Origin of the sequence: Streptomyces sp. MUM 2J (assembly GCF_022414535.1) — a bacterium.
Taxonomy (GTDB): domain Bacteria; phylum Actinomycetota; class Actinomycetes; order Streptomycetales; family Streptomycetaceae; genus Streptomyces.
In genome coordinates this window covers 12668-36631 of sequence record NZ_JADWYM010000026.1, presented here as the reverse complement: position 1 = coordinate 36631, position 23964 = coordinate 12668, and the positions used below count along the sequence as shown (strand labels likewise).

The window sequence follows — 23964 nt, the reverse complement described above, 5'->3', positions numbered from 1 at the left end:
CCGGTACGGCCGACGGGTCACGCGGTGCCGAGCCGGACCGTGAACGTCGTGGAACCGGGGCGGCTGTCCAGCGCCACGCTGCCGCCGTGCGCCTCCACCACCGCCGCGACGATCGCCAGGCCCAGGCCCGCCCCGCCGCCGGTGCTGTCCGTGCGGCGGCGGTGCTCGGCGCGGGTGAAGCGTTCGAAGACGCCCGGCTGGACGTCGCGTGGGACACCCGGGCCGTTGTCGTGGACGGACAGCACGGCCTCGGCCCCGTCGGTGCCCAGGGCCACGTCCACCTCGGTGCCCACGGGTGTGTGCAACCGCGCGTTGGCCAGCAGGTTGGCCAGCACCTGGTGCAGGCGGTGGGCGTCGCCGGGCACGGTGACCGGTTCCTCCGGCAGGTCCAGGGTCCAGCGGTGCCCGGGCCCGGCGGCCCGCGCGTCCGTGACCGCGTCCAGCACCAGCCGGGTCAGGTCGACCGGGCGCCGTTCCAGGGGGCGGCCCGCGTCCAGCCGGGCCAGCAGGAGCATCTCGTCGACCATCTCGCCCATCCGGGACGACTCCGCCGCGATCCGTTCCAGCGCCCGGGTCACCTCCGGCGGCACCGGCCCGGGATGCAGGAGGGCCAGCTCGGCGTGGCCGCGCACCGAAGCCACCGGCGTACGCAGCTCGTGGCTGGCGTCGGCCGCGAAGCTCCGCAACCGCTCCTCACTGGCGTGCCGTTTGGTGAGGGCGTCCTCGACATGGCCGAGCATGCGGTTGAAGGCGGCGGCGACCCTCCCCACCTCGCTGCGCGGGTCGTAGTCCGGTGCCCTGGACGGCAGCGCCACCTCACCGCTGGCCAGCGACAGCTCGCTGACCCGCTCGGCCGTGGCGGCGACGCGGCTGAGCGGGCGCAGCGACCAGCGCACCCACAGCACGCCGGCCACGCCGGTGAGGGCGAGCGCCACACCGAAGACGACGGCGGCCACCAGCTCCAGGCGGTGCACGGCCGCCTCCACAGGCTCCATGGGGAGCCCGGTGATCAGCACGTCGCCGTCCAGGCCCGAGGCGGCGGTCACCCGGTATTCGTCCAGGGAGGACAGGGACACGGTGTGCGCCCTGCCGTCGACCGGGACCGCGGCGAGCTCCTGCTCGTCCCGGGCGGTCAGGTCGACGCCCTCGACGGCGACGGCGGTGCCGGTGGGGACGACGGCGGCGTGGGTGACGACACCGTCGACCAGGCGGGCACCGAACGTTCCCGCCGCCTGGTGGCGGGTGTCGCCGTGCTCGTCGCCGTCATGGTCGTCGCGCGGTGCCGGGGTGTTCTCCAGGCTGGCCGGGAAACGGGTCCCGACGTCCTGCAGTTGCTGGTCGACGCGGCCGGTGAGGAAGTGCTCCAGCTCCACCACGGCCGCGACGCCCACCGCGGCGCAGCTGACCGCCAGCAGCACCACGAGCCCGGCGATGAGCCGGCCCCGCAGGGTGCGGGGCCGGGGCAGACGTCGCAGCTGCCATACCGCCCTCATCGCGTCGCCGGCTTCAGTACGTATCCGGCACCGCGCACGGTGTGGATCATCGGCTCGCGGCCCACGTCGACCTTCTTGCGCAGATAGGAGATGTACAGCTCGACGACGTGGGCCCGGCCACCGAAGTCGTAGGACCAGACCCGGTCCAGGATCTGGGCCTTGCTGAGCACCCGGCGCGGGTTGCGCATGAGGAAGCGGAGCAGCTCGAACTCGGTGGGCGACAGGTCGATCAGCTCCCCGGCGCGGGTGACCTCGCGGGCCTCCTCGTCCATGACGAGGTCGCCCACGGTCAGCCGTGGCCCGTCGTCCAGAAGCCGGGCCATGCCCGCGCGCCGCAGCAGGCCGCGCAGCCGGGCGACGACCTCCTCCAGGCTGAAGGGCTTGGTCACGTAGTCGTCGCCGCCGGCGGTGATGCCCGCGATCCGGTCCTCCACGGCGTCGCGCGCGGTCAGGAAGAGCACGCACACGTCGGGTTGCACCGTGTGCAGGCGGCGCAGCACCGCGAAGCCGTCGGTGTCCGGGAGCATCACGTCCAGGACGACCGCGTCGGGCTGGAGCTCCCTGGCCTCCGCGACGGCCGAGGCACCGTCCCCCGCCGTGCGCACCTGCCAGCCCTCGTAGCGGAGCGCGCCGGAGAGCACCTCCGCGAGATCGGGGTCGTCGTCGACGACGAGGATGCGCAGCGGGGTGCCGTCGGGGCGGGTGAGGGCGGGCCGGCCGGAGCGGGTGGTGTTCATGGCTCCTTCAAGGATCGTGACGTCCCCCCAGGATCCCTCCTGACCAGGGTGACGTGCGTCTGAGAAGCCTCTGAGTTTCCTCTGAGTCGGCCCCGGGAGCCGCCTTCTCAGAGCGCTCTGAGAGGTTCGGCGCGCAGAGTTGCGTCCCGGATCGGCGAAAGGACGCGACTGATGACCACCGTGTACGAGCGGCGGACGGCACCGCCCGTGGTACCGCCGGCCCGGCGCTCCCCGGCAGTCCCGCTGCTGGCCCTGTTGTGGGCCGGTGCCGCGGCCGTGATCGCCCTGTGGTGGGCGGACACCGGCTCCGTGGTCGGGGCGGCGGGCTGGCTGACCGGGGCGGGGCGGATCACCGGGCTGCTGTGCGGCTACGCCTGTGCGGTGCTCGTCGGCCTGATGGCCCGGGTTCCGCTGCTGGAACGCCGGATCGGCTCCGACCGGGTGGCCCGCTGGCACGCGATGGCCGGCCGCTACACCATGTTCCTGCTGCTCGCGCACGTGGTGCTGATCCTGGCCGGGTACGCCGCCCAGGACCGGCAGTCACTGTGGCACGAGACGGTCACCGTGGTGCTGGACTACCCGGAGATGCTGAAGGCGACCGCGGGCACGCTGATCCTCCTCGCGGTCGGCGTCACCTCCGTGCGGGCCGCGCGCCGCCGCACCAGCTACGAGTTCTGGTACTACGTCCACCTCCTCACCTACGCCGCCGTGTTCCTCGCCTTCAGCCACCAGCTGGCCCTCGGCAACGACTTCGTCGGCAGCACCGCGGCGACGGCCGCCTGGTACGCGCTGTACCTGGGGGTGGCGGCGCTGGTGGTGTGGTTCCGCGTCCTCGTGCCGGTCCGGCTCAACCTCCGGCACCGGTTGCGGGTGGAGTCCGTGCACCAGGAGGCGCCCGGCGTGTACTCGGTCGTGGTCCGCGGGCACCGGCTGGAGGAACTGGACGCACAGGCGGGTCAGTTCTTCCGCTGGCGGTTCCTCGGGGCCGGGCTGGCCCGGACGTCGACGCCGTACTCCCTGTCGGCGCCGCCGCGCGGGGACCGGCTGCGGATCACCGTCAAGGCGCTCGGCGCGCACAGCGCGGGCGTGGCGCTGCTGCGGCCCGGCACCCGGGTGTGGGCCGAGGGACCGTACGGGTCCCTGACGGCCGGCCGGCAGAGGGCGCCGAAGTCGCTCCTGATCGCGGGTGGTGTCGGCATCACGCCGATGCGGGCACTGTTCGAGACGCTGCCGGGCGAGGTGACGCTGCTGTACCGGGCGCGCCGCGCGGAGGACCTCGCGCTGGGCGGGGAGCTGGAGGCGATCGCGCGCTGGCGGGGCGGGAGGGTGCTGTACGCACTCAACGGCGCGCACGGGGAGCGCCCCGACCTGACGGCCCGGTCCCTCACCGCGACCTTCCCGGACCTCGCCGCGTACGACGTCTACCTGTGCGGTCCCCACGGCTTCGCCCGGGACCTGTACCGGGAGCTGCGCGACGCCGGGGTGCCGGACCGCCGCATCCACCACGAGTCCTTCGAGCTGTGAGGTCGTACCCGTGCACGCATTGAGGAAGAGCCGCCCGCTGCGCCGGATCGTGCTGGCGAGTGCCGCCACCGTCTCCGGGGTGGTACTGCTGCTGTCGCTGAAGCCGCACACGACTCCGGCCCTGGCCGTCGGCGCCCCCGCGCCGACCACCAGCTCCAGCAGCGCGGCCGGTTCGGGCGGCACCACCGGCACCACCGGCACCCGGACCGTCACCGGCGACTCGGTCGACACCCGCTGGGGCCCGGTCCAGGTGCGCATCACCATCCAGGACGGGAAACTGACCGAGGTCACCGCGGTCACCTATCCGACGGAGAACCGCCGCGACCAGGAGATCAGCAGCTACGCCATCCCCCAGCTGCGCCGTGAGGCGCTCGCCGCGCAGAGCGCGAACATCGACACGGTGTCGGGGGCGACGTACACGAGCGACGGATACCGCCGCTCGCTCCAGTCCGCCCTGGACTCGGTGGGGCTCTGAACACTCCCGTGGCGTGGCACGTACCTGTGGGCCAAGGGTCCCGTCCCCACGGAGGAACCGTGACCACCACACTCGCCGGCGGCCGTGCCGCCCGCCGCCAGACGATGCGCCGCATCCGCCCGCGGCGCAGCCCCGCCGTTCCGCTGGTGCTCGCCGTGTGGGCGGGCGCCGCGGGCGTCCTGTGGCTGTGGTGGCGGAACACTCCGTCCATCGCGGACGACACCGGCAGGGTCCTCAACGCGGGGCGCATCACCGGGCTTCTCGCCGGCTACCTCATGGCGCTGGTGGTGCTCCAGATGGCCCGTGTGCCGGCGCTGGAGCGGCGGGTGGGCTCGGACCGGGTGGCCCGCTGGCACGCGATGACCGGCCGGTACACGATCTGCCTGGTGCTCGCGCACGTCTTCCTGACCATGTGGGGCTACGCGCTCCAGCAGGGCCGGTCGCTCGGCGACATCGTCCGGCAGACGATCAACTCGGTCGAGCAGTTGCCGGACATGGGCAAGGCGGCCCTCGGCACCGGCCTGCTGCTCGTCATCGGCCTGGTCTCGGTCGGCGGCATCCGCCGCCTGCTGCCGTACGACGCCTGGTACCACATCCACCTGCTGACGTACGCGGCGGTGTTCCTGACGTTCTGGCACCAGATCAGCACGGGCAACGACTTCGCCGTCGAGCCCGTCGCCAAGACGTTCTGGTACGGCCTCTACGGCTCCGTCACCGCGCTGATGCTGTGGTTCCGCGTGCTGACGCCGATCCGGCTGAACCTGCGTCACCGCATGCGGGTCGAGGCGGTGATCGAGGAGACGCCGGGCATCGTGTCGGTGCTGATCGGCGGGAGGCGGCTGCACCGGATGGGCGCGGAGGCCGGGCACTTCTTCCGCTGGCGGTTCCTGGCCCCGGGCATGCGGTTCAGCTCGCACCCGTACTCGCTGTCGGCGGCGCCGCGCCCGGACGTGCTGCGGATCACGGTGAAGGCGATCGGCGACCACAGCGCCCGGCTGCGGGAGCTGGAGCCCGGCACACGCGTGTGGGCCGAGGGCCCCTACGGTGCGCTGACCGCCGGGCGCCGCAGCCGCGGCAAGGTGCTGCTGGTCGCGGGCGGGGTCGGCATCACGCCGATGCGGGCGCTGTTCGAGACGCTGCCGGCGGCCTCGGGGGACCTGACGCTGCTGTACCGGGCCAACAGCACCCAGGACCTGGCGCTGTGGGACGAGCTGGCCTCGATCGCCGACGAGCGCGGGGCGCGGCTGATGTACGCGGTCAACAGCCCGGACGGGGCACGCCCCGACATCTCGGCGGAGCGGCTGCGCCAGAAGCTGCCCGACATCGACGAGCATGACGTGTTCATGTGCGGGCCACCCGGTTTCGCGCAGTCGGTCTACGAAGCCCTGCGCGGCGCCGGCGTCCCGGCCCGCCGCATCCATCACGAGTCGTTCGCCATGTGAGCGGCAGACCGTCACCACACCGCGTCGAATGCGGTCTTCAGGAGCTGTGGGAGCGATGAGGAAGAGTCACCCCGTGCGGCGCGTCGTGCTCACGACCGCGGCCACCGTGTCCGGGATCGTGCTGCTGCTGTCGTTGAAGCCGGTGTCCGGCCCGTCCTCCGCACAGGCGGCGGGCGGGGCGCTGCCGCAGGCGACGGCCACGGCGCAGGAGTCGCCGCAGGGCGGCGCCCGGGCCGTCGGCAGCGGCACGGTCACCGGCGAGGCCGCCCGGACCCAGTACGGGACGGTACAGGTCCGCATCACGATGAGCGGCGGCAGGATCACCGAGGCCGAGGCCGTCAAGGCGCCCCGGGGCGGGCGCAGCGACCAGATCTCGGCAATGGCGGTCCCCCGGCTCAACCAGGAGGCGGTCGCGGCGCAGAGCGCGCAGATCGACGCGGTCTCCGGGGCGACGTACACGAGCGCCGGGTACCGGCAGTCGTTGCAGTCCGCGCTGGACCGGGCGAAGACGGAAGGTCCGGCCGGCTCGAACGGTTCCGGTGGCGCCTCGGCCACCGCCCGGACCGTGACCGGCGACGTGGCGCGGACCCAGTACGGCCCCGTGCAGGTCCGCGTCACCGTCAGCGGCGGCAGGATCACCCGGGCCGAGGCCGTCCAGGCGCCGCAGGGCGGGCGCAGCGGCCAGATCAGCGCCGACGCACTGCCCCGGCTCGGCCGGGAGGCCGTCGCGGCCGGCAACGCGGACATCGAGGCGGTCTCCGGGGCGACGTACACGAGTGCCGGGTACCGGCAGTCGCTCCAGTCGGCGCTGGACCGGGTCGGTGGCTGAGCCGGTGGAGGGTTCGGAAGAGGCTCCCGCCGCGGTACGCCGGGCGGAGGAGGTCATGGGGACGGTCTTCTCCTTCGACGTCCGCGGCGGGGATCCAAACGCGGTAGGGGCCGCCCTCGACGAGGCGGTCGCCGAACTGCACCGCGTCGACGAGGTGTTCAGCACCTATCGGGAGGACAGCCAGATCTCCCGGCTGGCCCGCGGTGAACTGACCGCGGAGGAGTGCGACCCCGAGGTCGCCGACGTGCTGGAACTGGCCGCCGAGGCCGAGCGGGCCAGCGACGGCTGGTTCAGCCGTCGCTATGCCGGCCGCCTCGACCCGACGGGCATCGTCAAGGGCTGGGCGGCCGAGCGGGCGGCGGGGGCGCTGATGGCGGCCGGCGCCGCCGGCGTCAGCGTCAACGGCGGCGGGGACGTCCAGATGGCCGGGATGCCGGGGCCCGGGCGCCCATGGCGCGTCGGCATCGCCGACCCGCTCCGGCCGGGCGGGCTGGCAGCGGTGATCTCCGCGGCGGGCGTCGACCGGCTGGCCGTCGCCACGTCGGGTACGGCGGAGCGGGGCGCCCATATCGTCGACCCGCGCACCGGGCGGTCCGCCGTGACGGACCTGGTGGCGGTGACCGTCGTGGGTCCCTCTCTGACCTGGGTGGACTGCTGGGCTACCGCGGCGTTCGCGATGGGGTCGCGGGCCGGGCTGACGTGGCTGGAGTCCCTGCCGGACGTGGAGGCGCTGCTCATCACCGCGGGTGACGAGGTGCGGTGCACGGACGGGTTGGCGGCGCGACTGGGCTGAGCGGCCGTGCGGGCGGCACGGCTGGGCCGGGCGGGCCGACCCGCGAGCCCGGGCCGGGCGGGCCGGTACCGCGTCGCCACGCGCCCGGCCTCCTCCCGGCCGTCGCGCGTGCGGGGACGGCGGAGGGCCGCCGGGCGACCGCCGGGGAGGGTGCGGGCCGGTGGCGGCGTGGCCCGCGCGGTGCCTCAGTGTCCGTTCTGGGCCAGCCGCAGCAGGTGGTCCGCCAGGGCCTGCCCGCCGCTCGGATCGCGGCTGATCAGCAGCAGTGTGTCGTCGCCGGCGATCGTCCCCAGGATGTCCTGCAGCTCGGCCTGGTCGATGGCCGAGGCCAGGAACTGGGCGGCCCCGGGCGGGGTCCGCAGCACCACCAGGTTGGCGGAGGCCTCGGCCGAGATCAGCAGCTCCTGCGACAGGCGGCGCATCCGCTCCTCCTTCGCCGACCCGCCCAGCGGCGCCCGCGGCGTGCGGAACCCCCCCTCGCTCGGCACCGCGTAGATGAGATCGCCGTCGGTGTTGCGGATCTTCACCGCGTTCAGCTCGTCCAGGTCCCGGGAGAGGGTCGCCTGTGTCACGCTCAGCCCGTCGTCGGCCAGCAGCTTGGCCAACTGGCTCTGACTGCGCACCGGCTGCCGGTTGAGGATGTCCACGATCCGGCGGTGGCGGGCGGTGCGGGTCTGCGGCACGGCGGGCCCGGAGGTCTGCTCGTGGTCCTGCGCCTGGCTCATCGTCGTCTCAATCTCCGGATCATCCGTCCCCGTCGGCCACGTCCAGGATGCCGGGCAGCGCCCCGAGGAAGGCGTCCACCGCGTCGTCGCCGAGATTCAGCGCCGGCATGAGCCGCACGACGTCGGGGGCGGGCGCGTTCACCAGGAAACCGGCCTCCTGGGCCGCCTGCTGCACCTGCTGCGCGTGCGGCCCGGTGAGCACGATACCCAGGAGCAGGCCGGCACCCCGCACACCATCGACCAGCGGGTGGCCGAGGCCCTCGATTCCCTCACGCAGCTTCTCGCCCCGCGCCTTGACGTTCTCCAGCAGGCTGTCGCCCGCGATGGTGTCGAGGACGGCGAGCCCGGCGGCGCAGGCGACGGGGTTCCCGCCGAAGGTGGTGCCGTGCTGGCCGGGCCGGAGCAGCTCGGCGGCCCGGCCGAAGGCGACGGTCGCGCCGAGCGGCAGTCCGCCGCCGAGCTGCTTGGCGAGGGTGACGACGTCGGGCAGCACACCCTCGTGGGCCTGGTACGCGAACCAGTGCCCGGTGCGGCCGACGCCGGTCTGCACCTCGTCGAGCACCAGCAGGGCGCCGGTGGCGGCGGTGATCGCACGGGCCGCCTTCAGATAGCCGGCCGGCGGGACCACGACGCCGTTCTCGCCCTGGATCGGCTCGATGACCACCAGGGCCGTCTCCTCCGTCACCGCCGCGGCCAGCGCCTGCGCGTCACCGTAGGGCACGTGGGTGACGTCGCCGGGCAGCGGCCGGAAGGGCTCCTGCTTCGCGGGCTGGCCGGTGAGCGCGAGGGCACCCATGGTGCGGCCGTGGAAACCGCCGGTGGTGGCGACCATGTGGGTCCGGCCGGTGAGCCGGCCGATCTTGAACGCGGCCTCGTTGGCCTCGGCGCCGGAGTTGCAGAAGAAGACCCGGCCCTCCCGGCCGAAGAGCTGGAGCAGCCGCTCGGCGAGGGCGACGGTGGGCTCGGCCAGGAACAGGTTGGAGATGTGGCCGAGGGAGCCGATCTGGCGGCTGACGGCCTCGACGACGGCCGGGTGGGCGTGCCCCAGGGCGTTGGTGGCGATGCCGCCGACGTAGTCGGCGTAGGCGCGGCCGTCGGCGTCCCACACCGTGGTGCCGGCGCCCCGCACCAGGGGCAGCCGCGGGGTGCCGTAGTTGTCCATGAGCGCGCCCTGCCACCGCTCGGTCAGTTCCCGGTTGCTCATGACTCCCCCTGTGTGGCCGGTACGGCGGCCGTGGTCTCGTCGGGCACGACCATCGTGCCGATGCCCTCATCGGTGAAGATCTCCAGCAGGATCGAGTGCTGGACACGGCCGTCGATGACGCGGGCGGTGCGCACGCCGTTGCGGACGGCGTGCAGGCACCCCTCCATCTTCGGGGCCATTCCGGAGCTCAGCTCCGGCAGCAGTTTCTCCAGCTGGGAGGCGGTGAGACGGCTGATCACCTCGTCGGAGCGGGGCCAGTCCTCGTAGAGGCCCTCGACATCGGTGAGGACCATCAGGGTCTCGGCTCCCAGGGCTGCTGCGAGGGCGGCCGCCGCGGTGTCGGCGTTGACGTTGTAGACGTGCCCGTCGTCCTGGGAGCGGGCGATCGAGGACACCACGGGGATCCTGCCGTCGGCCAGCAGGGCCTCGATCGCGCCCGTGTCGATCTCGGTGATCTCGCCGACCCGGCCGATGTCGACCGGCTCGCCGTCGATCTCCGGCCGGTGCTTGACAGCGGTGATGGTGTGCGCGTCCTCGCCGGTCAGCCCGACGGCCAGGGGGCCGTGCTGGTTGAGCAGCCCGACCAGCTCGCGCTGCACCTGCCCGGCCAGCACCATCCGCACGACGTCCATGGCGTCCTCGGTGGTGACCCGCAGCCCGGCCTTGAACTCGCTGACGATGCCGTGACGGTCGAGGGCGGCGCTGATCTGCGGGCCGCCGCCGTGCACGACGACCGGCTTGAGACCGGCATGGCGCAGGAAGACGACGTCCTGGGCGAAGGCGGCCTTCAGTTCCTCGTTCACCATGGCGTTGCCGCCGAACTTGATGACGACGGTCCTGCCGTGATGGCGGGTCAGCCAGGGCAGCGCCTCGATGAGGGTCTGGGCCTTGGGCAGTGCCGTGTGCTTGCGAGTGCTCATGAGGAGTAGGCGCTGTTCTCGTGGACGTAGTCGGCGGTGAGGTCGTTGGTCCAGATCGTCGCGGTCTCGGTGCCCGCGGCGAGGTCGGCGACGATGTGCACCTCGCGGTAGCGCATGTCGACCAGTTCCCGGTCCTCCCCGACGGAGCCGCTCTTGCAGACCCAGACGCCGTTGATGGCGACGTTGAGCCGGTCGGGCTCGAAGGCGGCCCCTGTGGTGCCGATCGCGGAGAGCACGCGGCCCCAGTTCGGGTCCTCGCCGTGGACCGCGCACTTGAGGAGGTTGTTGCGGGCGATGGAGCGGCCCACCTCGACGGCGTCGTCCTCGGTCGCGGCGTTGACCACCTCGACCTTGATGTCCTTGCTGGCGCCCTCGGCGTCGCCGATGAGCTGCCGGCCGAGGTCGTCGCAGACCCGCCGTACCGCCTCGGCGAACTCGGCCTGCCCGGGAGCGATGCCGGAGGCGCCGGAGGCGAGCAGCAGAACGGTGTCGTTGGTGGACATGCAGCCGTCGGAGTCGACCCGGTCGAAGGTCACCCTGGTGGCCGCGCGGAGGGCGTCGTCCAGCGCCTCGCCGCCCAGGTCGGCGTCGGTGGTGAGCACCACGAGCATGGTGGCCAGGCCCGGCGCGAGCATGCCGGCGCCCTTGGCCATGCCGCCGACGGTCCAGCCGTCCCCGCTCACGACGGACGTCTTGTGGACGGTGTCGGTGGTCTTGATGGCGATGGCGGCCTTCTCGCCACCGTGCTCGGACAGTTGGGCCGCGGCCGTCCCGACCCCCGCCAGGACCTTGTCCATGGGCAGCAGGACGCCGATGAGGCCGGTGGAGCACACGGCGATCTCGATGGCGCCCCGGCCGAGCACCTCGGCGGCCTTCTCGGCGGTGGCATGGGTGTCCTGGAAGCCCTGGGGGCCGGTGCAGGCGTTGGCGCCGCCGGAGTTGAGGACGACGGCCGAGACCTGGCCGCTCCTGACGACCTGCTCGGACCACAGGACCGGCGCGGCCTTCACGCGGTTGGAGGTGAAGACGGCCGCGGCGGCGCGGCGGGGCCCGTTGTTGACCACGAGGGCCAGGTCGGGGTTACCGTTCTCCTTGATCCCGGCGGCGATGCCCGACGCCGTGAATCCCTTCGCTGCCGTGACGCTCACTGCATCTCCTCGTTCTCCGCCCCGCCCGCGCGGTGCGCCGGTGGGGCTTGCGTCGTCGTCCGCGGCGCGGTCGCCGCAGGGGCCGGTCCGGCCGCCGCCGGGAGCCGCCCGCGGCTCACGGTGCGACTCCGACCGTGGACAGCCCCGTGGTCTCGTCGAGTCCCAGGGCGATGTTCATGCTCTGGACGGCACCGCCCGCGGTGCCCTTGGTCAGGTTGTCGATGGCGCTGATCGCGATGATGCGGTCCGCGGCGCCGTCGTACGCGACCTGCACCTGAACGGCGTTGGAACCGTGGACGGACGCCGTCGTCGGCCACTGGCCCTCGGGCAGCAGGTGGACGAACGGCTCGTCGGCGAAGGCCTTCTCGTAGGCGGCGCGGACGCTCTCCGACGTGGTGCCGGCGACGGCGGAGGCGGTGCAGGTCGCGAGGATCCCGCGCGGCATCGGGGCCAGGGTCGGGGTGAACGACACCGACACCCGCCGCCCCGCCGCTCCACTGAGGTTCTGGATCATCTCGGGAGTGTGCCGGTGACCGCCGCCGACGCCGTACGGCGTCATGGAGCCCATGACCTCGCTGCCCAGCAGGTGGGGCTTGGGAGCCTTGCCCGCACCGGACGTGCCGGAGGCGGCGACGATCACGGCCTCGGGCCGGGCGAGCCCCGCCGCGTACGCGGGGAACAGGGCGAGCGTCACGGCCGTCGGGTAGCAACCGGGCACCGCGATGCGCTTGGACCCCTCCAGCGCGGCGCGGGCACCCGGCAGTTCGGGAAGTCCGTAGGGCCAGGTCCCGGCGTGCGGGGAACCGTAGAACCTCTCCCAGTCGCCGGCGTCCCTGAGCCGGAAGTCGGCCCCCATGTCGACCACGAGGACGTCCGGCCCGAGTTGCTCGGCGACGGCGGCGGACTGACCATGGGGCAGCGCGAGGAAGACCACGTCGTGGCCGGCGAGCACCTCGGCGGTGGTCTCCCTCAGGACCCGGTCGGCCAGCGGCAGCAGGTGCGGCTGGAGCGCGCCCAGCTTCTGCCCGGCGCTGGAGTTGCCGGTCAGGGCGCCGATCTCGACCTCGGGGTGGGCCAGGAGCAGGCGCAGGGCCTCACCGCCCGCGTACCCGCTCGCCCCGGCCACCGCCACACGTACCGCCATGTCCACCCTCCTCTAGGTGGCATGACTATACGCATTACCGCACGTTTATGCAATGAGTTCACGCTCGGCCCGCCGGGGCGTTGTGACTGAGCGCTTCAGGTGGCGGGTGAGCGGCTGAGTTGGCGGGCCTGAGTCATTCAATTGGCGGGAGTGCCCCGGCGTCGACCCTTTTGATCAGGTCCTCGGCGTACTCGCCGAGGAGATGCCGGAGGGTCGCGTAGTGCGGACCCGGGTCCGGTCGGCCGACGAGCTGGTGCCAGGTGGTGGGGCGGCGTGCGGCCCATGCCCGCTGGATGTGCTGGGGTTGAGTCTGTTCGAGGGGCCGGGGAGCAAAGAGGTGCTCGCCGCCGGTGACGCGGGTCCAGATGAAGATGGAGGCGATCTGACGCTTCCTGTCGTCGAGGACGGGCTGTTTGCCGATGGGCCTGGGGAGGTGTGCGGTCACTTCCAGCCAGTCGCTTTGAGGGATGACCCAGTCCCGCAGGACGTCCCGCCGCCGTTGGTAGTCGGGCAGCCGGTCGATGTTCTCGCCCAGGTGCAGGCCGAGCTCGGTCACGGCGATGCGGAAGTCTGTGGGGGCGTCTTTGGCACCGATCCACAAGCGGTCGTCGTCGATACCTCGGGGGACTTTGTCCGCTGGGATGCCCAGGAGGAGGGCCGCTTCACGGGTGTCGCAGTAGGCGGCCCGGCGAACGAGTTGGATGGCCGCGCAACGGCGGACGAGTCGCTCATCGAGGGGGATGCGGGTCGGCCGGATGAAACGTTCGTGCCAGTCCTGTTCTAGGAAGGCCGGGACGTGGTGGGGTGCGAACCCTGGGCCGCGGGGGACGAACCGGTCGGCAGTGGCCGGAGTGGCATTGACCAGCGGTTTCAAGATCTCGCGGAGTTGCTGTGAGCAGGTGTTTTTGTGGCGGTCGTAGAAGCGGAACCAGGACATGCGGCTGTCGTGGGTGTCGAAGGAGACCTCGAACAGACTCATGATCCGCTGCCGGGAGTTCGCAGCGAACAACAGAGAGTCGGCAACGCCGATCAGCGCGCCGCAGACCACGGCATCCGCTGGTGCCGTGTTCATCAGGCTCACCCGGTAGTGCCTGTCGGCGGGAAACTTCTTGCTCGCCTGGAAGTACGCGTTCACGGAGTCCACGAGGTCGGCGTCGAGCAGGTAGCGGGACCGGGGCCATGAGGCGGCGATGAAGCCCATGACCATCCGCAGGTCGGTCAGGCTCTCGGTGGTGAGGGTTCCGGGCAGGGCGGGGTCGAGTTCGCCCAGGATGTCGCGCTGGAGGTCGAGGAGTTTCCGGCTGGGCCGGATCAGGGTCTCGGTGTGGTCGAGCCGGGTTCCGCAGGCTTTTCCCTGCGTTCCCCGTCCCGAGTCGGGACCGGGGAAGCGGCATTGGGCGGGGTGCAGGCGGCGGGCGCCAGGCCGGATCAGCAGCGGGCCGCCTGCGGCCCGATTGTCGGGGAGGCGACAGGTAGGGCATTGGTGTTTCAGGAAGCACTCGTGCTCAAGGCAGGCGAAGACGACCGCAAGGTGCCATTCCTTCTTCCAGGGACCGCCGTGGGCCTGTTGGATGATTGATCCGTCTCCGGCCAGGCATTTGGGGCAGTAGCGGGGGAAGCCGGTGAAGAGCCAGTGGTCGAGGCGGAGGTGTCCGGCGCCCCGGGGCTGTTGAAGGCTGAGGGCCAGGGGCGGGTAGTGGTCGCGAAGGTCGGTCAGTGTGAGTGCGGCCACTTCTTCATGGCTGAGCCGGGTCGAGGCGGCGAAGTCGGCGAGGGTGTCCGGGGCGGGGTTGATGAATAGCTGGTAGCTGAGGCGGACGAGGCGCTGGCTGGCCGCCGGCAGCAGGCCGGTGCGCCGGGCCACGTCAGATGGTGCGAGGTCGAGCCGGTGGGCGAGCCGCAACACGTAGCCGGGCAGGGACTCGCCCGGCAGCGGGTCAAGGCTTCGAGGCAGGGGACGCATCCTCAGCTCCCGGTCCCTGCGGCGGGGCCCTGGTCGTCGAGGACGGTGTTCCTCGGACGGCTCCGGGTGCTGCTCTTCTTCGACGCCTTCGGCTCAGGGATGTCAGGGATCTCTCCGGCGCCCGGGTCGCGGCCGCCGGCGGGGTTGAGGGTGATGGCGATGTCGTCCAGCAGCGACTCGGTGAGGCATTCGGCGCCGGAGTCGATGGCTTCCCGGCAGCCGTCCTCGACCAGCCGTTCCAGGAGGCCGACCACACCGCCGGTGCGGTCGAAGAAGTACTCGGGCATGCTGCCCGACGTGAGCATGCCCGGCTTGGCTTTGAACAGGCGAAGCTGGCCCTCGACGCCGGCGAGGTGGTCGGTCCAGGCCATGATCTGCGCGTCGGTGTCGTAGCGGAAGCGGTCGAGTTCGACCACGTCGAAGCGCCGCTCGGTCTGCGTCGCTTCCTCCCCATGTACGACCTTGTGCCGGGAGGGCGGGAAGGCGACTTGACCGCTGCGCGGATCATGGCGGCCTTCTCGCAGCAGGCCAGCGCCGTGGATGTTGACGCCTACCAGTACGAGGGTGACGTTCATGCTCATGAATGCCCGGATCAGATCGAGGGTGTCCTGGTCATCGGCGCGGTGCATGCGGAGCCTATTAATGTCGTCCAGCAGCAGGGCTTTCGTTCCGTGTTCACGCAGGGACAGTGCGACCTGACGGATCAGATCGGGCAGGTCCATGCGTGGATTCACCTCGGCGTCGTAGAAGTGCAGGATGGCCTTGCACAGGCTCTTGGGCTTCGCGGTCACCGGCGTCTGCACGTAGGCGACGGGAACGTGGAGGTCCCGGGTGCCGGGGACGGCCTGGGGGTTGAGGTAGCGGTTCAGAGCCAGCCAGTCCTCCTCGAACGTGGCCAGGCACTCGCAGGCCGTCTCGGTCTTCCCTTGATAACCGCCGCCAGTGATCATCAGGCCGGACAAGGTGGTCGGCTTCAGCTTGACCGCGTTGCTCTGGACGCGGCCCCGCAGCAGTTTGGTGACGGCCAGGCTCATCGGGGTCTGTAGCAGCGGCAGGTTGGCGTGGGTGACCGCGCGGTGCAGATCGTGTAGCGCCTTGTCCTTCGGGCTCAAGTGCCTCCACTCAGCCAGACTCAGCTGCGGTGCGGGCACGAAGGTGTTCCGGGTGGCCACCCAGTTCCGCCAGCGCGGGAGGGTGTCCCGGATCGGCGGCGGCCCGGGAAGAAAAAACGCAGACGGCCGGGGCGTACTCATGTCGGCTCCGGGCCCGGCTCGTCTGGCTGGTCGTCGTCCTGGTCGCCGGGCAGCAGAAAGAAATTACGCTCCCGCAGTGCCTCGCCGAGCAGGGGCGGCGGGGTCGGCGGCCTGGAGGAGAGCGCCGCCTGGCGGCGGCGCTGCCGGTCGGCGGTGACGGCCCGGCGGGTGGAGGCGGCCAGGCCGGCCAGCCGGGTTGGTTCGGGAAGGACCGTGACCGGGGCGGGTGGCCGGTCGGCTGCGGCCGACCGTGCCCGCGCCAGTTCGCGGGCCCGCTCGGCCTTCTCTGCCGCCGTCATCTGGGTCGGCCATTGGTTCACCGGAGTCCGCGCGGCCAGCAGCTTCAGCAGCACTGGCAGCAGTTCCCGGTCATCAAGCGGCTTGAGGCCGGCGCAGGCGGCCTGGGCGAGAAGTTCGCCCACCCGTGCGTCGGAGAACGCCGGAACGTCGCCGCCGGGCGGCAGGCCGTTCCAGTCCAGTGCACTCCAGCAGCCCGGCTGAGCAGGATCTTCGAAGAAGACCTGGCGGCAGTCGCGCGGATCGCGGTGGACCGCCCACTTGCCGGCGTGGCGTCCACTGCGTCCCGAGCGCCGGCCGCGATAGGGATCGAGCACCGGGTCGGTGCCGCCGTACCAAAGTCCGCCGATCTTCACCCCGCGCCGGGCGTCGATCTTCACGAAGTGGGCGGGCAACAGCTCGTAGTACAACTCCGGCTCGGGGATCTCCAGACTGATCCCGTCACGGACCGCCGCAGCAGCGAACAGCGTGTTCGGACTGTGCCGTCCACCCGGGTCCCACGCAGGCGCACTCTGGTCCAACCTGCGCATTTGCCACACCGAGACGATCCACGTGGCCAGAAGGTGCTCCATCTGCGACAGCGTCCAGACCGCATCCCCCTCCGGGTCAGCGCCGCGGTCGGCGACATCGACACCGCGGTAGCCGAGCAGCAACTCCAGCAGCAACGACTGGATTCCGGCGAAGGCGCGCTCGCAGGCGGCCTTGTCAGTCGGCCGCATGGCGCGGGTCGGCAGCAGATCAATCCCCAGCCGACGGGCGACGGCGACGACGTGATGGTTCTTGTAGACGCTGCCATGATCAGCGGTCACCGTCTCCGGCGCGAAGAACGGCAGCCCGGCCACCGGATGCCCGGCGAACTCTGCCACCAGCGCGGCCGGGACACCGGGGTAGGACCATTCCAGCTCCTCACCCCAGTCCGGGCGCATCGGCAGCGGCAGCAGCACATCCCGCAGCAGCATCGCCACCTCCACCGACGACTCCGACACCGGCGTGAGCCGGAAGGCGACCAGGGAATGCGAGTAGGCATCCAGAGCCAGAGTGAGGTGGACGGTGATCGGGGCGCCGAACACATCGTCGAGGACCTTCACCGGCAGCGGCGTCGTGTCCAGCGCGACCACCTGCCCCGGCCGGGTGACCACGACCTTCGCCTTGCCCGTCTCCACCGCTGCGGCCGAACGGACATAGCGCTGGCGGGCGCCCTGTGGCCCGAACCACTCCTTCCAGATCTTCGCGAGCGTCGTGTAGTGCGGGATCTTCTCCTCCGCCGCCGGGCCGAATTTCTCGCGCACGTACTGGTGGATCAGCCGCTCCTTGGTCTTCATGCTCACCCTGGAGCGGTGCTCGCACTCGGCGTGGACGGCCCGAATCGCCTCGGCGACCTGATCGGTGACCGTCCGCCGGCCCCGCAGCGGCGGCGTCCACCGCCCGTCCGCCAACCCCATCAGCCCGTGCTCGGCGTACTGGGCGGCCATCCGCTCCAGCGTGCGCTGGCTGATCCACTCCAGACCCAGCTGCTTGGCCTCCCGCCGGTCCAGCGTCTTCAGCTCGGCCGCCTTCGCCCGGCGCCGTTCGGTCAGCGTGGTGCACTCCGGGTCGTACTCGGGCCTCGGCTCTCCCGGCAAGGCCCAATAGCGGCTCCCGCTGCGGTAGCCGGTCTGCACCTCCAGCAGATGCGCGGACCGGATCTGAGCCCGCGTCAAATCATGGCCGTGCAGATCCTCAACCCGCTGCGGCTGCCGCTCCTCACTCATCACGACCTCCCCACCGGATAGACCCACGCGGCATCACCCAACGGCTGGGCAAGATCCACGGCCAGCCGCCGGTGCCAGAGCAGATGGAGGGCGTGTGCGCGGGCGGCCGCCGGCAGCGACGTCGCCTCAGCCAACTCGCCGAACCGGCGAGGACGCCCGGCGACGAGATCCAGCAGTTCACCGTGCAGCCCGAGCCGGTCAGCCATCGGCCGCCGCCGGGCCGACAGCGCGTCCAGCCCGGCGGCCACGTGACGGCGCCAGCCGGTCACCACCAGGTAGTGCCATCCCGCCGCTGCAGCCGCCCGCTCGGCCGCGGCGAACTTCACCAGATCCTTGTCCTTGATCAGATGGCCGGGCCGGACGTCGATCAGCACCGCCGTCCCAGGCAGCAGGACGAGGAAATCCGGCGTGTGGTCCTCGGCGCCGTCGACCGTGGTGAACCTCAGCCTGAACGGCTGGGACAGCACCTCCTCGACGCCGTCCAGAAAGTCCAAGGCAAGCAGCAGACGGCGCTCGGCAAGGCTCTCGAAGCCGTGCATCCGGCCCGTGGTCACCATGTATGCCAGTCCCGGACGATGGCGCTGCCGAGCCCGCCACGTGAACCCGCGTACCGGCACCGAGGCCAGCGCAGGGAAGGCGGCCAAATCCTGGACCGGACAGACCACCTCTGCCCGGGACGCTCTCCACGCCGTCGTCCACCGACGCGTCCACCCCGGCCCCGACCCCAGACACGCGCCCGCTTCCGGGTCGAGGACGTATGGTGCGACGAGATCATCCAAGGTGCAGCTGTGCGACCACACCGGCCCCGACTCGACGGCAGGTGCAGGTGCGCAGACCGAAGCCTCCATGCATCCAGCACAGCCTGCCCGAGCTGCTTCTCGTGCTGCTTCCCAGGAAGCCCCGCAGGTGAGAAGCAGAGTCGAGTACCCTGCCCGCCAACTGGAGGACTCCGCCCCTCCAACTCGCCGCTTCTCCGTCGTCTGAGACGGGTTGCGTCCCTTGCAGCAGAAGGACGCCACCGACGGTGAGCACGATGAGGGTTCCCGTCAGCCAGCGTCAGGACACCAGAGGACAAGCGGCTGGTGCGTACGCTCGTCGGAGACGCGACCGTGAGGGCGCCTTCGCTCGGCCCGACACTTCCGACTGCGTCGGCTCTCCCGACGGTCGCTGAGGTGGTCTCCGTTGGTCAGTCTGCTGTCGGGCTCTGCGGAACCTCCGCTCGCGTGAACCCGTTGCTCCGTTCCACTTTCGCCACATGCAGTGTGTAGCTCTGGTACCACTCGGCTCGCCCGCGCTGTTGCGCCGCGCGGTGCTCCACATTGGTCCGCCACTGAGTGAGGGCGTCGGCGTCGCGGAAGTAGCTGACGGTGATGCCCAGCCCGCCAGGAGTCTGCGCGTGGTCCATCCCCAGGTACCCGGATATGTCCTTCACCAGGTCTTCCATACGTGCGTTGGTCTCGCTGTAGCCGCTCTGGTCCTGGGTGCGCACCGTAGTGAAGACAGCCGCGTAGTACGGGGGTTCATACGCCTCGACGGGCATGGCAGGCACTTCCGAGTGATCGCTCATGGCACCACCGTGAGGCGGGATGCGCCGCCGCGCGGACACCTCTATTTCGATCTTCATCCGCGGGTCGGAGAGACCGCACATGAGCATCGTGGCGGCCGGCTGAACGTCGCCGAAGTAGCGGCGCAGGACCGGCCAGCAGGGTTCGAAGTCTTCGCGGTCGGGCAGCAGGTAGCGCACGCGCACCACGTCGGCGAAGGCGCACCCCGCCTCGGCCAGTGCGGCCTCGATGTTGCGCAGGCACTGCTCGGCCTGCTCCACCACCTCGTCGGAGATCGTCATGGTGGCATAGTCGAACCCGGTCGTCCCGGACACATGCACCCAGTCGCCGTCGACCACAGCACGGGCATAGCCGATCTGCTCCTCAAAGGCCGAGCCGCTGAGGACCGCGCGTCGCTCTGTCATGCGCCGAACGCTAAATGACCAGCACTGATACGTCTAATACGGCTGCATGCATGACCTGATATCTCTAGGCGTATGGAGCGCCCCCAACTTTCCCTGCCGCAGCTGCACGCCTTCGTCGTGCTCGCAGAGGAACTTCACTTCGGCCACGCTGCCGCCCGCCTGGGCATCGCCCAGCCGCCGCTGAGCCAGCAGATCCGCCGCCTGGAGGACAAGGTCGGCCACGCGTTGTTCACCCGCACCTCAGGACGTGTCGCCCTGACCCCAGCCGGCAGCGAACTGCTGCCCGTCGCCCGGCGGGCGCTCAGCGATCTCGCGGACGGCCTGGCCGCAGCCCGGGCCGTCGGCAGTGGCCGGGCCGGCCGCCTGCGGATCGGCTTCGCCGCCTCCCTCGCCCTGACGATCCTGCCCGGCCTGCTGCGCACCTTCCGTCACGAGTTTCCCGGCGTGCTCCTGGACATCCGCGAGATGACCACCGCTCCGCAGATCGCCGCCCTGCATGACACGACCATCGACATCGGTCTACTGCGCGAACCTCCCAACGACGAGACAGAGCTCGGCTTCAGGACGGTACTCAGCGAGCCTTTCGTGGCCGTGCTGCCCTCCACCCACCCTCTGGCCGCCCAACGGACCGTACAGCTTGCACAGTTGGCGGACTCGCCCTTCGTGCTGCTGCCCCGCACGGTCGGCCCCACACTGCACGACCAGATCATCGGCCTGTGCATCACAGCAGGGTTCACACCGCAGGTAGTCCAGCACGCGGTGGAGTGGCAAACCGTGTGCGCCCTCGTGGAAACCGGACTGGGCGTCTCCCTGGCCCCGGCGAGCATCCGACGCATCCGCCTCAAAGGCGTCGCCTTCCGCAGGATCGAACCCAACACCGCCCGCACACGAGTTGCCGTCGCCTGGCGCGAGAACGACCATAATCCCCTGGTCACACACCTGCTGGCGACCATCAGCCAAGATCCGCCGGACAAGCCCTAGCGACGCCCGCCAACTCAGCCGCTCACCCGCCACCTGAAGCGCTCAGTCACAGCGTGCCGCGGGGACGGGCTCCCGACCGTGCCCGGCTGCCCGGTCAGTGGGCCGCGTCCGCCAGGGCCACGTCGTCCGCGCTGAGGGTGGCCACCACGCCGGCCGAGGTGACGCGGAGCGAGGTCACGGTGAGGAGCGCGGAGCGCTGGAGGGCGGTCTGCCGATCGGACTGCTCCTTCAGCGCCTCCTCGATGCGGCGGGTGAGGGCGTCGGGGGCGGGGAGCCCCAGGACGCGGGCGTCCTGCAGTTGGTAGGTGACCCGGCCGTCCCGCAGCGCCGGACGCAGCGTGACGGTGGCCAGGCCGCCCCGCGCCGTGACGACGAGGGTGCCGGACGCGGGATCGGGCGTCACGCCGGTGACCGGCAGTCCTGACGAGGTCTGCCGCAGGGCCTCGGCCACGGCGTCCGGCGGGACGGTGATCGCGCCGCGCACGTGATCGGCGCGCGGCGTGCCCCCGAGGTCCACGCCGGTGAGCCTCAGGTCCACGGACGCGCCGGCCAGCCGCCCCAGGCGGGCCTGGTCCCCCGTCACGGTGATCCCGTCGAACCTGCTCCGGGCGAGGCCCGCCAGCGCGAGGCCGTCCACCTCCACGTGCGTGTCGCCCAGCCGGTTCCGCAGCCGGTCGGCGACGCGGTCGGCGACCAGGCCGCGCGCGACGGCCTCGGCGGCACCGGTGAGCAGCAGCGCCAGGACCGCGGCGAGTACGAGCCATGTCGCCCGGCGGCGCGGCCGGCGCGCACGATCGGCGCCGGCCGGTCTGTCCGCGGGCCGGGGGGACGGCCGCGCGGTGCGGCCGGAGGGGGCCGTCACCGGGGCTCCGCGGGGGACGGCGCGGCCTGCCGCTCCGGGGTGGGCACGGTGGTCCGGCCCTCCGGTTCGAGGCGGGGCAGCAGCCGGTCCAGCCGGCGCGGCATCCACCAGTTGGCCTGCCCGAGCAGGTTCATCGCCGCCGGGACCAGCAGCAGCCGTACGACGGTGGCGTCGAGGACGACACTGACGCCGAGGCCGAGGGCCAGCATCTTGATGACGACGTTGGTCGACAGCAGGAAGGCCAGGAAGACACTCGTCATGATCAGGGCGGCGCAGCTGATGACCCGGGCGGTGCCGGCCAGGCCGACGGCCACGCTGCGATGGTTGTCGCGGGTCTCCAGCCATGTCTCCCGCACCCGGGACAGCAGGAAGATCTCGTAGTCCATGGAGAGGCCGAAGACGATGGCGAACATCATCATCGGGACGTACGACTCCACCGGCACGGCCTCGCCGATGCCGAGCAGGGACGCCCCCCAGCCCCACTGGAAGACGGCCACGACCACACCGAAGGACGCGGTGATCGACAGCAGGTTCAGCACGGCGGCCTTCAGGGCGATCACCGGGCTGCGGAACACGACGAGCAGCAGGACGAACGCCGCGACGACGACGATGCCGACCACCTGGGGAAGCCGGTCGGACAGGATGTCGCGGAAGTCCTGCTGGGCGGCGGTCGTGCCGGTCAGGTAGCCGGTGGCGCCGCTGGGGGACAGGGTGTCCGGCAGGACGTCGTCCTGCAGCCGGTGGACGAGGCCGGTGGTCGCCTCGTCCTGGGGGCCGGTGTCGGGGGTGATGGTGGAGACCAGCAGGGCGCCGTCCGGGGTGGCGGTGGGCGGGGTGGCGGAGGCGACACCGGGGGTGCCGGTGAGGGCGTCGTACAGGTGGCGGGCGAGATCGGCGCGCTGGTGGGCGCTGGTGGGCCGGTCCTTGTCGAGCGTGACGACGAGGGTGAGCGGGCCGTTGGCACCGGGACCGAAGGCGTCCGTGGTCAGGTCGTAGGCCCGGCGCTCGGTGTAGGAGGTGGGAGAGGCGCCGCCGTCGACGTGGCCGAGCCGCAGGGAGGCCGCGGGCGCGCCGAGGACACCGAGGACGAGCAGGCCGAGGATCAGGAAGGTCCACGGGCGGCGGCGGACGGTTGCGGCCCACCGGTGCCATACGTCTCCGTCGTCGTCGGGTTCGTCCACCGGGGTGCGCACGTGCCAGCGGTCGATCCGGCGTCCGGCCAGTCCCAGCAGGGCGGGGGTGAGGGTGAGGGCGGCCAGCGCGCCGACGATGACGGTGGTGCCGGCGGCGAGCCCGAGCATGCCGATGAAGTCCACCCCGGAGGCGAAGAGCCCCGCGAGCGCGGCGGTCACGGTCAGCGCTGCCACGAGCACGGCGCGCCCGCTGGTGGACACGGTTCGCCCGGCCGCCTCGGCGGGGGTGGGCGCGGTGTGCAGGAGCTTGCGGTGGCGGGTGACGAGGAACAGCGAGTAGTCGAGGCCGACACCCAGCCCCATCATCGTGGCCAGTGTCGGGGAGGCCACGGCGAAGGAGAGCTGCGCTGCGAGGAGCCCGAGCGCGCTGAGCCCCGCAAGCAGCCCGACGACCGCGGTGAGCAGGGGGAATCCGGCCGCGGCGACACTGCCGAAGCCCAGCAGCAGCACGAGCACCGCGGTGCCGATCCCGATGGCCTCCGACGCGTGCTCGGCCGCGGCGGGGCGGGCGAGCTGCCCGAGCGACCCCCCGTACTCGACCGTGACGTCGGCGGCGCGCAGGTCGCTCACGGCCTCGTCGACACGGTCGAGGTAGGACTTCTCGAACGTGGCGGGACTGCGGTCGAAGCGGACGGTGAAGTAGCCCGTGCGGCGGTCGCCGGCGACCGCGCCGGGCGAGTCGAACGGCCCGGCGGCGGAGACGACGTCGGGCAGTCCGGCGAGGCGTTCGCGGGTGGCGGTCAGCTCGTCCCTGTGCGCGGTGAGCGCACCGTCGTCCGACCTGACGACGATCCGCGCGGCTACGCCCCGGGCGCCCTCGGCCGCGTGCGCGTCCAGCAGGTCGGCGCCGGTCTGCGACGGGGTGCCGGACAGGTTGAAGTCGTCGGCGTAGTCACCACCCCACGCGCGATCGGCGGCCACGGCGGACAGCAGCACCAGCAGCCACACGCAGATCACCCGCCACGGGTGGCGGGCGCAGCCCACCCCCACGGCGTGGAGGAGACCACGCCCCGGCGGGCCCGAGTCCTTCGTACGGGTCGCGCTGGTGCGGTCGGTGAGTCCCATGGATTCCTTCCCGGGGGCGTCGGACGGCGGGGGCCCGGGGCCCGCGGCCGAGGACGGCGGGCCGCCGGCCCGTGTCCCGCGACCGGTCGAGCCCGGCCCGGGGGCACGAGGTGGCGCCGCGTGCTCCGGGGACTGCGAGCGTCCCGCGTTACGGGGCCGATCATGGCCGCCGGAGGCAAGGGGAACGTTGGCACAG

The 23964-nt window shown here is 71.9% G+C and carries 20 protein-coding genes and 1 pseudogene; 6 read left to right on the top strand and 15 right to left on the bottom strand.

The annotated features are described in order from the left end of the window. Positions 1–17: 17 nt before the first annotated feature. Both I3F54_RS20830 and I3F54_RS20825 read right to left on the bottom strand, forming a co-directional pair. Complete coding sequence (locus I3F54_RS20830; protein ID WP_240120345.1) at positions 18–1493, bottom strand: cell wall metabolism sensor histidine kinase WalK; 1476 nt, start codon at positions 1491–1493, stop codon at positions 18–20. Beyond that, positions 1490–2230 (bottom strand): response regulator transcription factor, encoded by a 741-nt coding sequence (locus tag I3F54_RS20825; protein WP_240120344.1) that lies wholly within the window; start codon positions 2228–2230, stop codon positions 1490–1492. Before I3F54_RS20825 ends, I3F54_RS20830 begins: the two co-directional genes overlap by 4 nt. Positions 2231–2401: 171 nt before the next feature. Here I3F54_RS20825 and I3F54_RS20820 point away from each other — a divergent pair, with 171 nt between their 5' ends. Genes I3F54_RS20820 through I3F54_RS20800 form a run of 5 tightly spaced genes read left to right on the top strand, consistent with a single transcriptional unit; the run spans position 2402 to position 7293 of the window. Continuing rightward, positions 2402–3754 (top strand): ferric reductase-like transmembrane domain-containing protein, encoded by a 1353-nt coding sequence (locus tag I3F54_RS20820; RefSeq protein WP_240120343.1) that lies wholly within the window; start codon positions 2402–2404, stop codon positions 3752–3754. 10 nt (positions 3755–3764) lie between these two features. After that, complete coding sequence (locus I3F54_RS20815; RefSeq protein WP_240120342.1) at positions 3765–4229, top strand: FMN-binding protein; 465 nt, start codon at positions 3765–3767, stop codon at positions 4227–4229. 59 nt (positions 4230–4288) lie between these two features. Beyond that, on the top strand, positions 4289–5671 hold the full coding sequence (locus tag I3F54_RS20810) for a ferric reductase-like transmembrane domain-containing protein (RefSeq protein ID WP_240120341.1): 1383 nt from the start codon (positions 4289–4291) through the stop codon (positions 5669–5671). A gap of 55 nt (positions 5672–5726) precedes the next feature. After that, complete coding sequence (locus I3F54_RS20805) at positions 5727–6500, top strand: FMN-binding protein (protein WP_240120340.1); 774 nt, start codon at positions 5727–5729, stop codon at positions 6498–6500. 55 nt (positions 6501–6555) lie between these two features. Further along, on the top strand, positions 6556–7293 hold the full coding sequence (locus I3F54_RS20800; RefSeq protein WP_275676561.1) for an FAD:protein FMN transferase: 738 nt from the start codon (positions 6556–6558) through the stop codon (positions 7291–7293). Between the two features lie 185 nt (positions 7294–7478). Here I3F54_RS20800 and I3F54_RS20790 read toward each other — a convergent pair whose 3' ends face one another. From I3F54_RS20790 to I3F54_RS20740, 11 genes and pseudogenes are all read right to left on the bottom strand, one after another. Beyond that, complete coding sequence (locus I3F54_RS20790; RefSeq protein WP_240120338.1) at positions 7479–8018, bottom strand: arginine repressor; 540 nt, start codon at positions 8016–8018, stop codon at positions 7479–7481. A 19-nt stretch (positions 8019–8037) separates the two neighbouring features. Beyond that, positions 8038–9222, bottom strand: a complete 1185-nt coding sequence (locus I3F54_RS20785; RefSeq protein ID WP_240120337.1) for an acetylornithine transaminase — start codon at positions 9220–9222, stop codon at positions 8038–8040. After that, on the bottom strand, positions 9219–10142 hold the full coding sequence (argB, locus tag I3F54_RS20780; protein WP_240120336.1) for an acetylglutamate kinase: 924 nt from the start codon (positions 10140–10142) through the stop codon (positions 9219–9221). Before argB ends, I3F54_RS20785 begins: the two co-directional genes overlap by 4 nt. Beyond that, entirely contained in the window at positions 10139–11290 is a 1152-nt protein-coding gene (gene argJ, locus I3F54_RS20775; RefSeq protein ID WP_240120335.1) for a bifunctional glutamate N-acetyltransferase/amino-acid acetyltransferase ArgJ, read from the bottom strand. Before argJ ends, argB begins: the two co-directional genes overlap by 4 nt. A gap of 115 nt (positions 11291–11405) precedes the next feature. Continuing rightward, on the bottom strand, positions 11406–12434 hold the full coding sequence (argC, locus tag I3F54_RS20770; RefSeq protein WP_240120334.1) for an N-acetyl-gamma-glutamyl-phosphate reductase: 1029 nt from the start codon (positions 12432–12434) through the stop codon (positions 11406–11408). A gap of 133 nt (positions 12435–12567) precedes the next feature. Beyond that, positions 12568–14397 carry a TniQ family protein gene (locus tag I3F54_RS20765; protein ID WP_240120333.1) on the bottom strand — a complete coding sequence of 610 codons (1830 nt, stop codon included), beginning with the start codon at positions 14395–14397 and terminating at the stop codon, positions 12568–12570. A gap of 2 nt (positions 14398–14399) precedes the next feature. After that, positions 14400–15509, bottom strand: a complete 1110-nt coding sequence (locus I3F54_RS20760) for a TniB family NTP-binding protein (RefSeq protein WP_240120332.1) — start codon at positions 15507–15509, stop codon at positions 14400–14402. 137 nt (positions 15510–15646) lie between these two features. Further along, entirely contained in the window at positions 15647–17698 is a 2052-nt protein-coding gene (locus tag I3F54_RS20755; RefSeq protein WP_240120331.1) for a transposase, read from the bottom strand. Beyond that, positions 17698–18315: a TnsA-like heteromeric transposase endonuclease subunit gene (locus tag I3F54_RS20750; protein WP_240120399.1), complete on the bottom strand. Its 618-nt coding sequence runs from the start codon at positions 18313–18315 to the stop codon at positions 17698–17700. Before I3F54_RS20750 ends, I3F54_RS20755 begins: the two co-directional genes overlap by 1 nt. Positions 18316–18884: 569 nt before the next feature. Then, positions 18885–19265 carry an antibiotic biosynthesis monooxygenase gene (locus I3F54_RS20745; protein WP_240120398.1) on the bottom strand — a complete coding sequence of 127 codons (381 nt, stop codon included), beginning with the start codon at positions 19263–19265 and terminating at the stop codon, positions 18885–18887. Positions 19266–19289: 24 nt separating this feature from the next. Next, positions 19290–19667: pseudogene (locus I3F54_RS20740) on the bottom strand (RidA family protein); the annotation flags it as partial. 72 nt (positions 19668–19739) lie between these two features. On the opposite strand from I3F54_RS20740, the gene I3F54_RS20735 reads away from it, so the two are divergent. Further along, a complete protein-coding gene (locus I3F54_RS20735) occupies positions 19740–20648 on the top strand; it encodes a LysR family transcriptional regulator (RefSeq protein WP_240120330.1) in 909 nt (302 codons plus the stop codon). A 94-nt stretch (positions 20649–20742) separates the two neighbouring features. On the opposite strand, the gene I3F54_RS20730 is transcribed toward I3F54_RS20735, so the two are convergent. Then, complete coding sequence (locus I3F54_RS20730; protein ID WP_240120329.1) at positions 20743–21510, bottom strand: DUF2993 domain-containing protein; 768 nt, start codon at positions 21508–21510, stop codon at positions 20743–20745. After that, positions 21507–23768, bottom strand: coding sequence for an MMPL family transporter (locus I3F54_RS20725; RefSeq protein ID WP_240120328.1), 2262 nt, complete (start codon positions 23766–23768; stop codon positions 21507–21509). Before I3F54_RS20725 ends, I3F54_RS20730 begins: the two co-directional genes overlap by 4 nt. Positions 23769–23964: the final 196 nt, after the last annotated feature.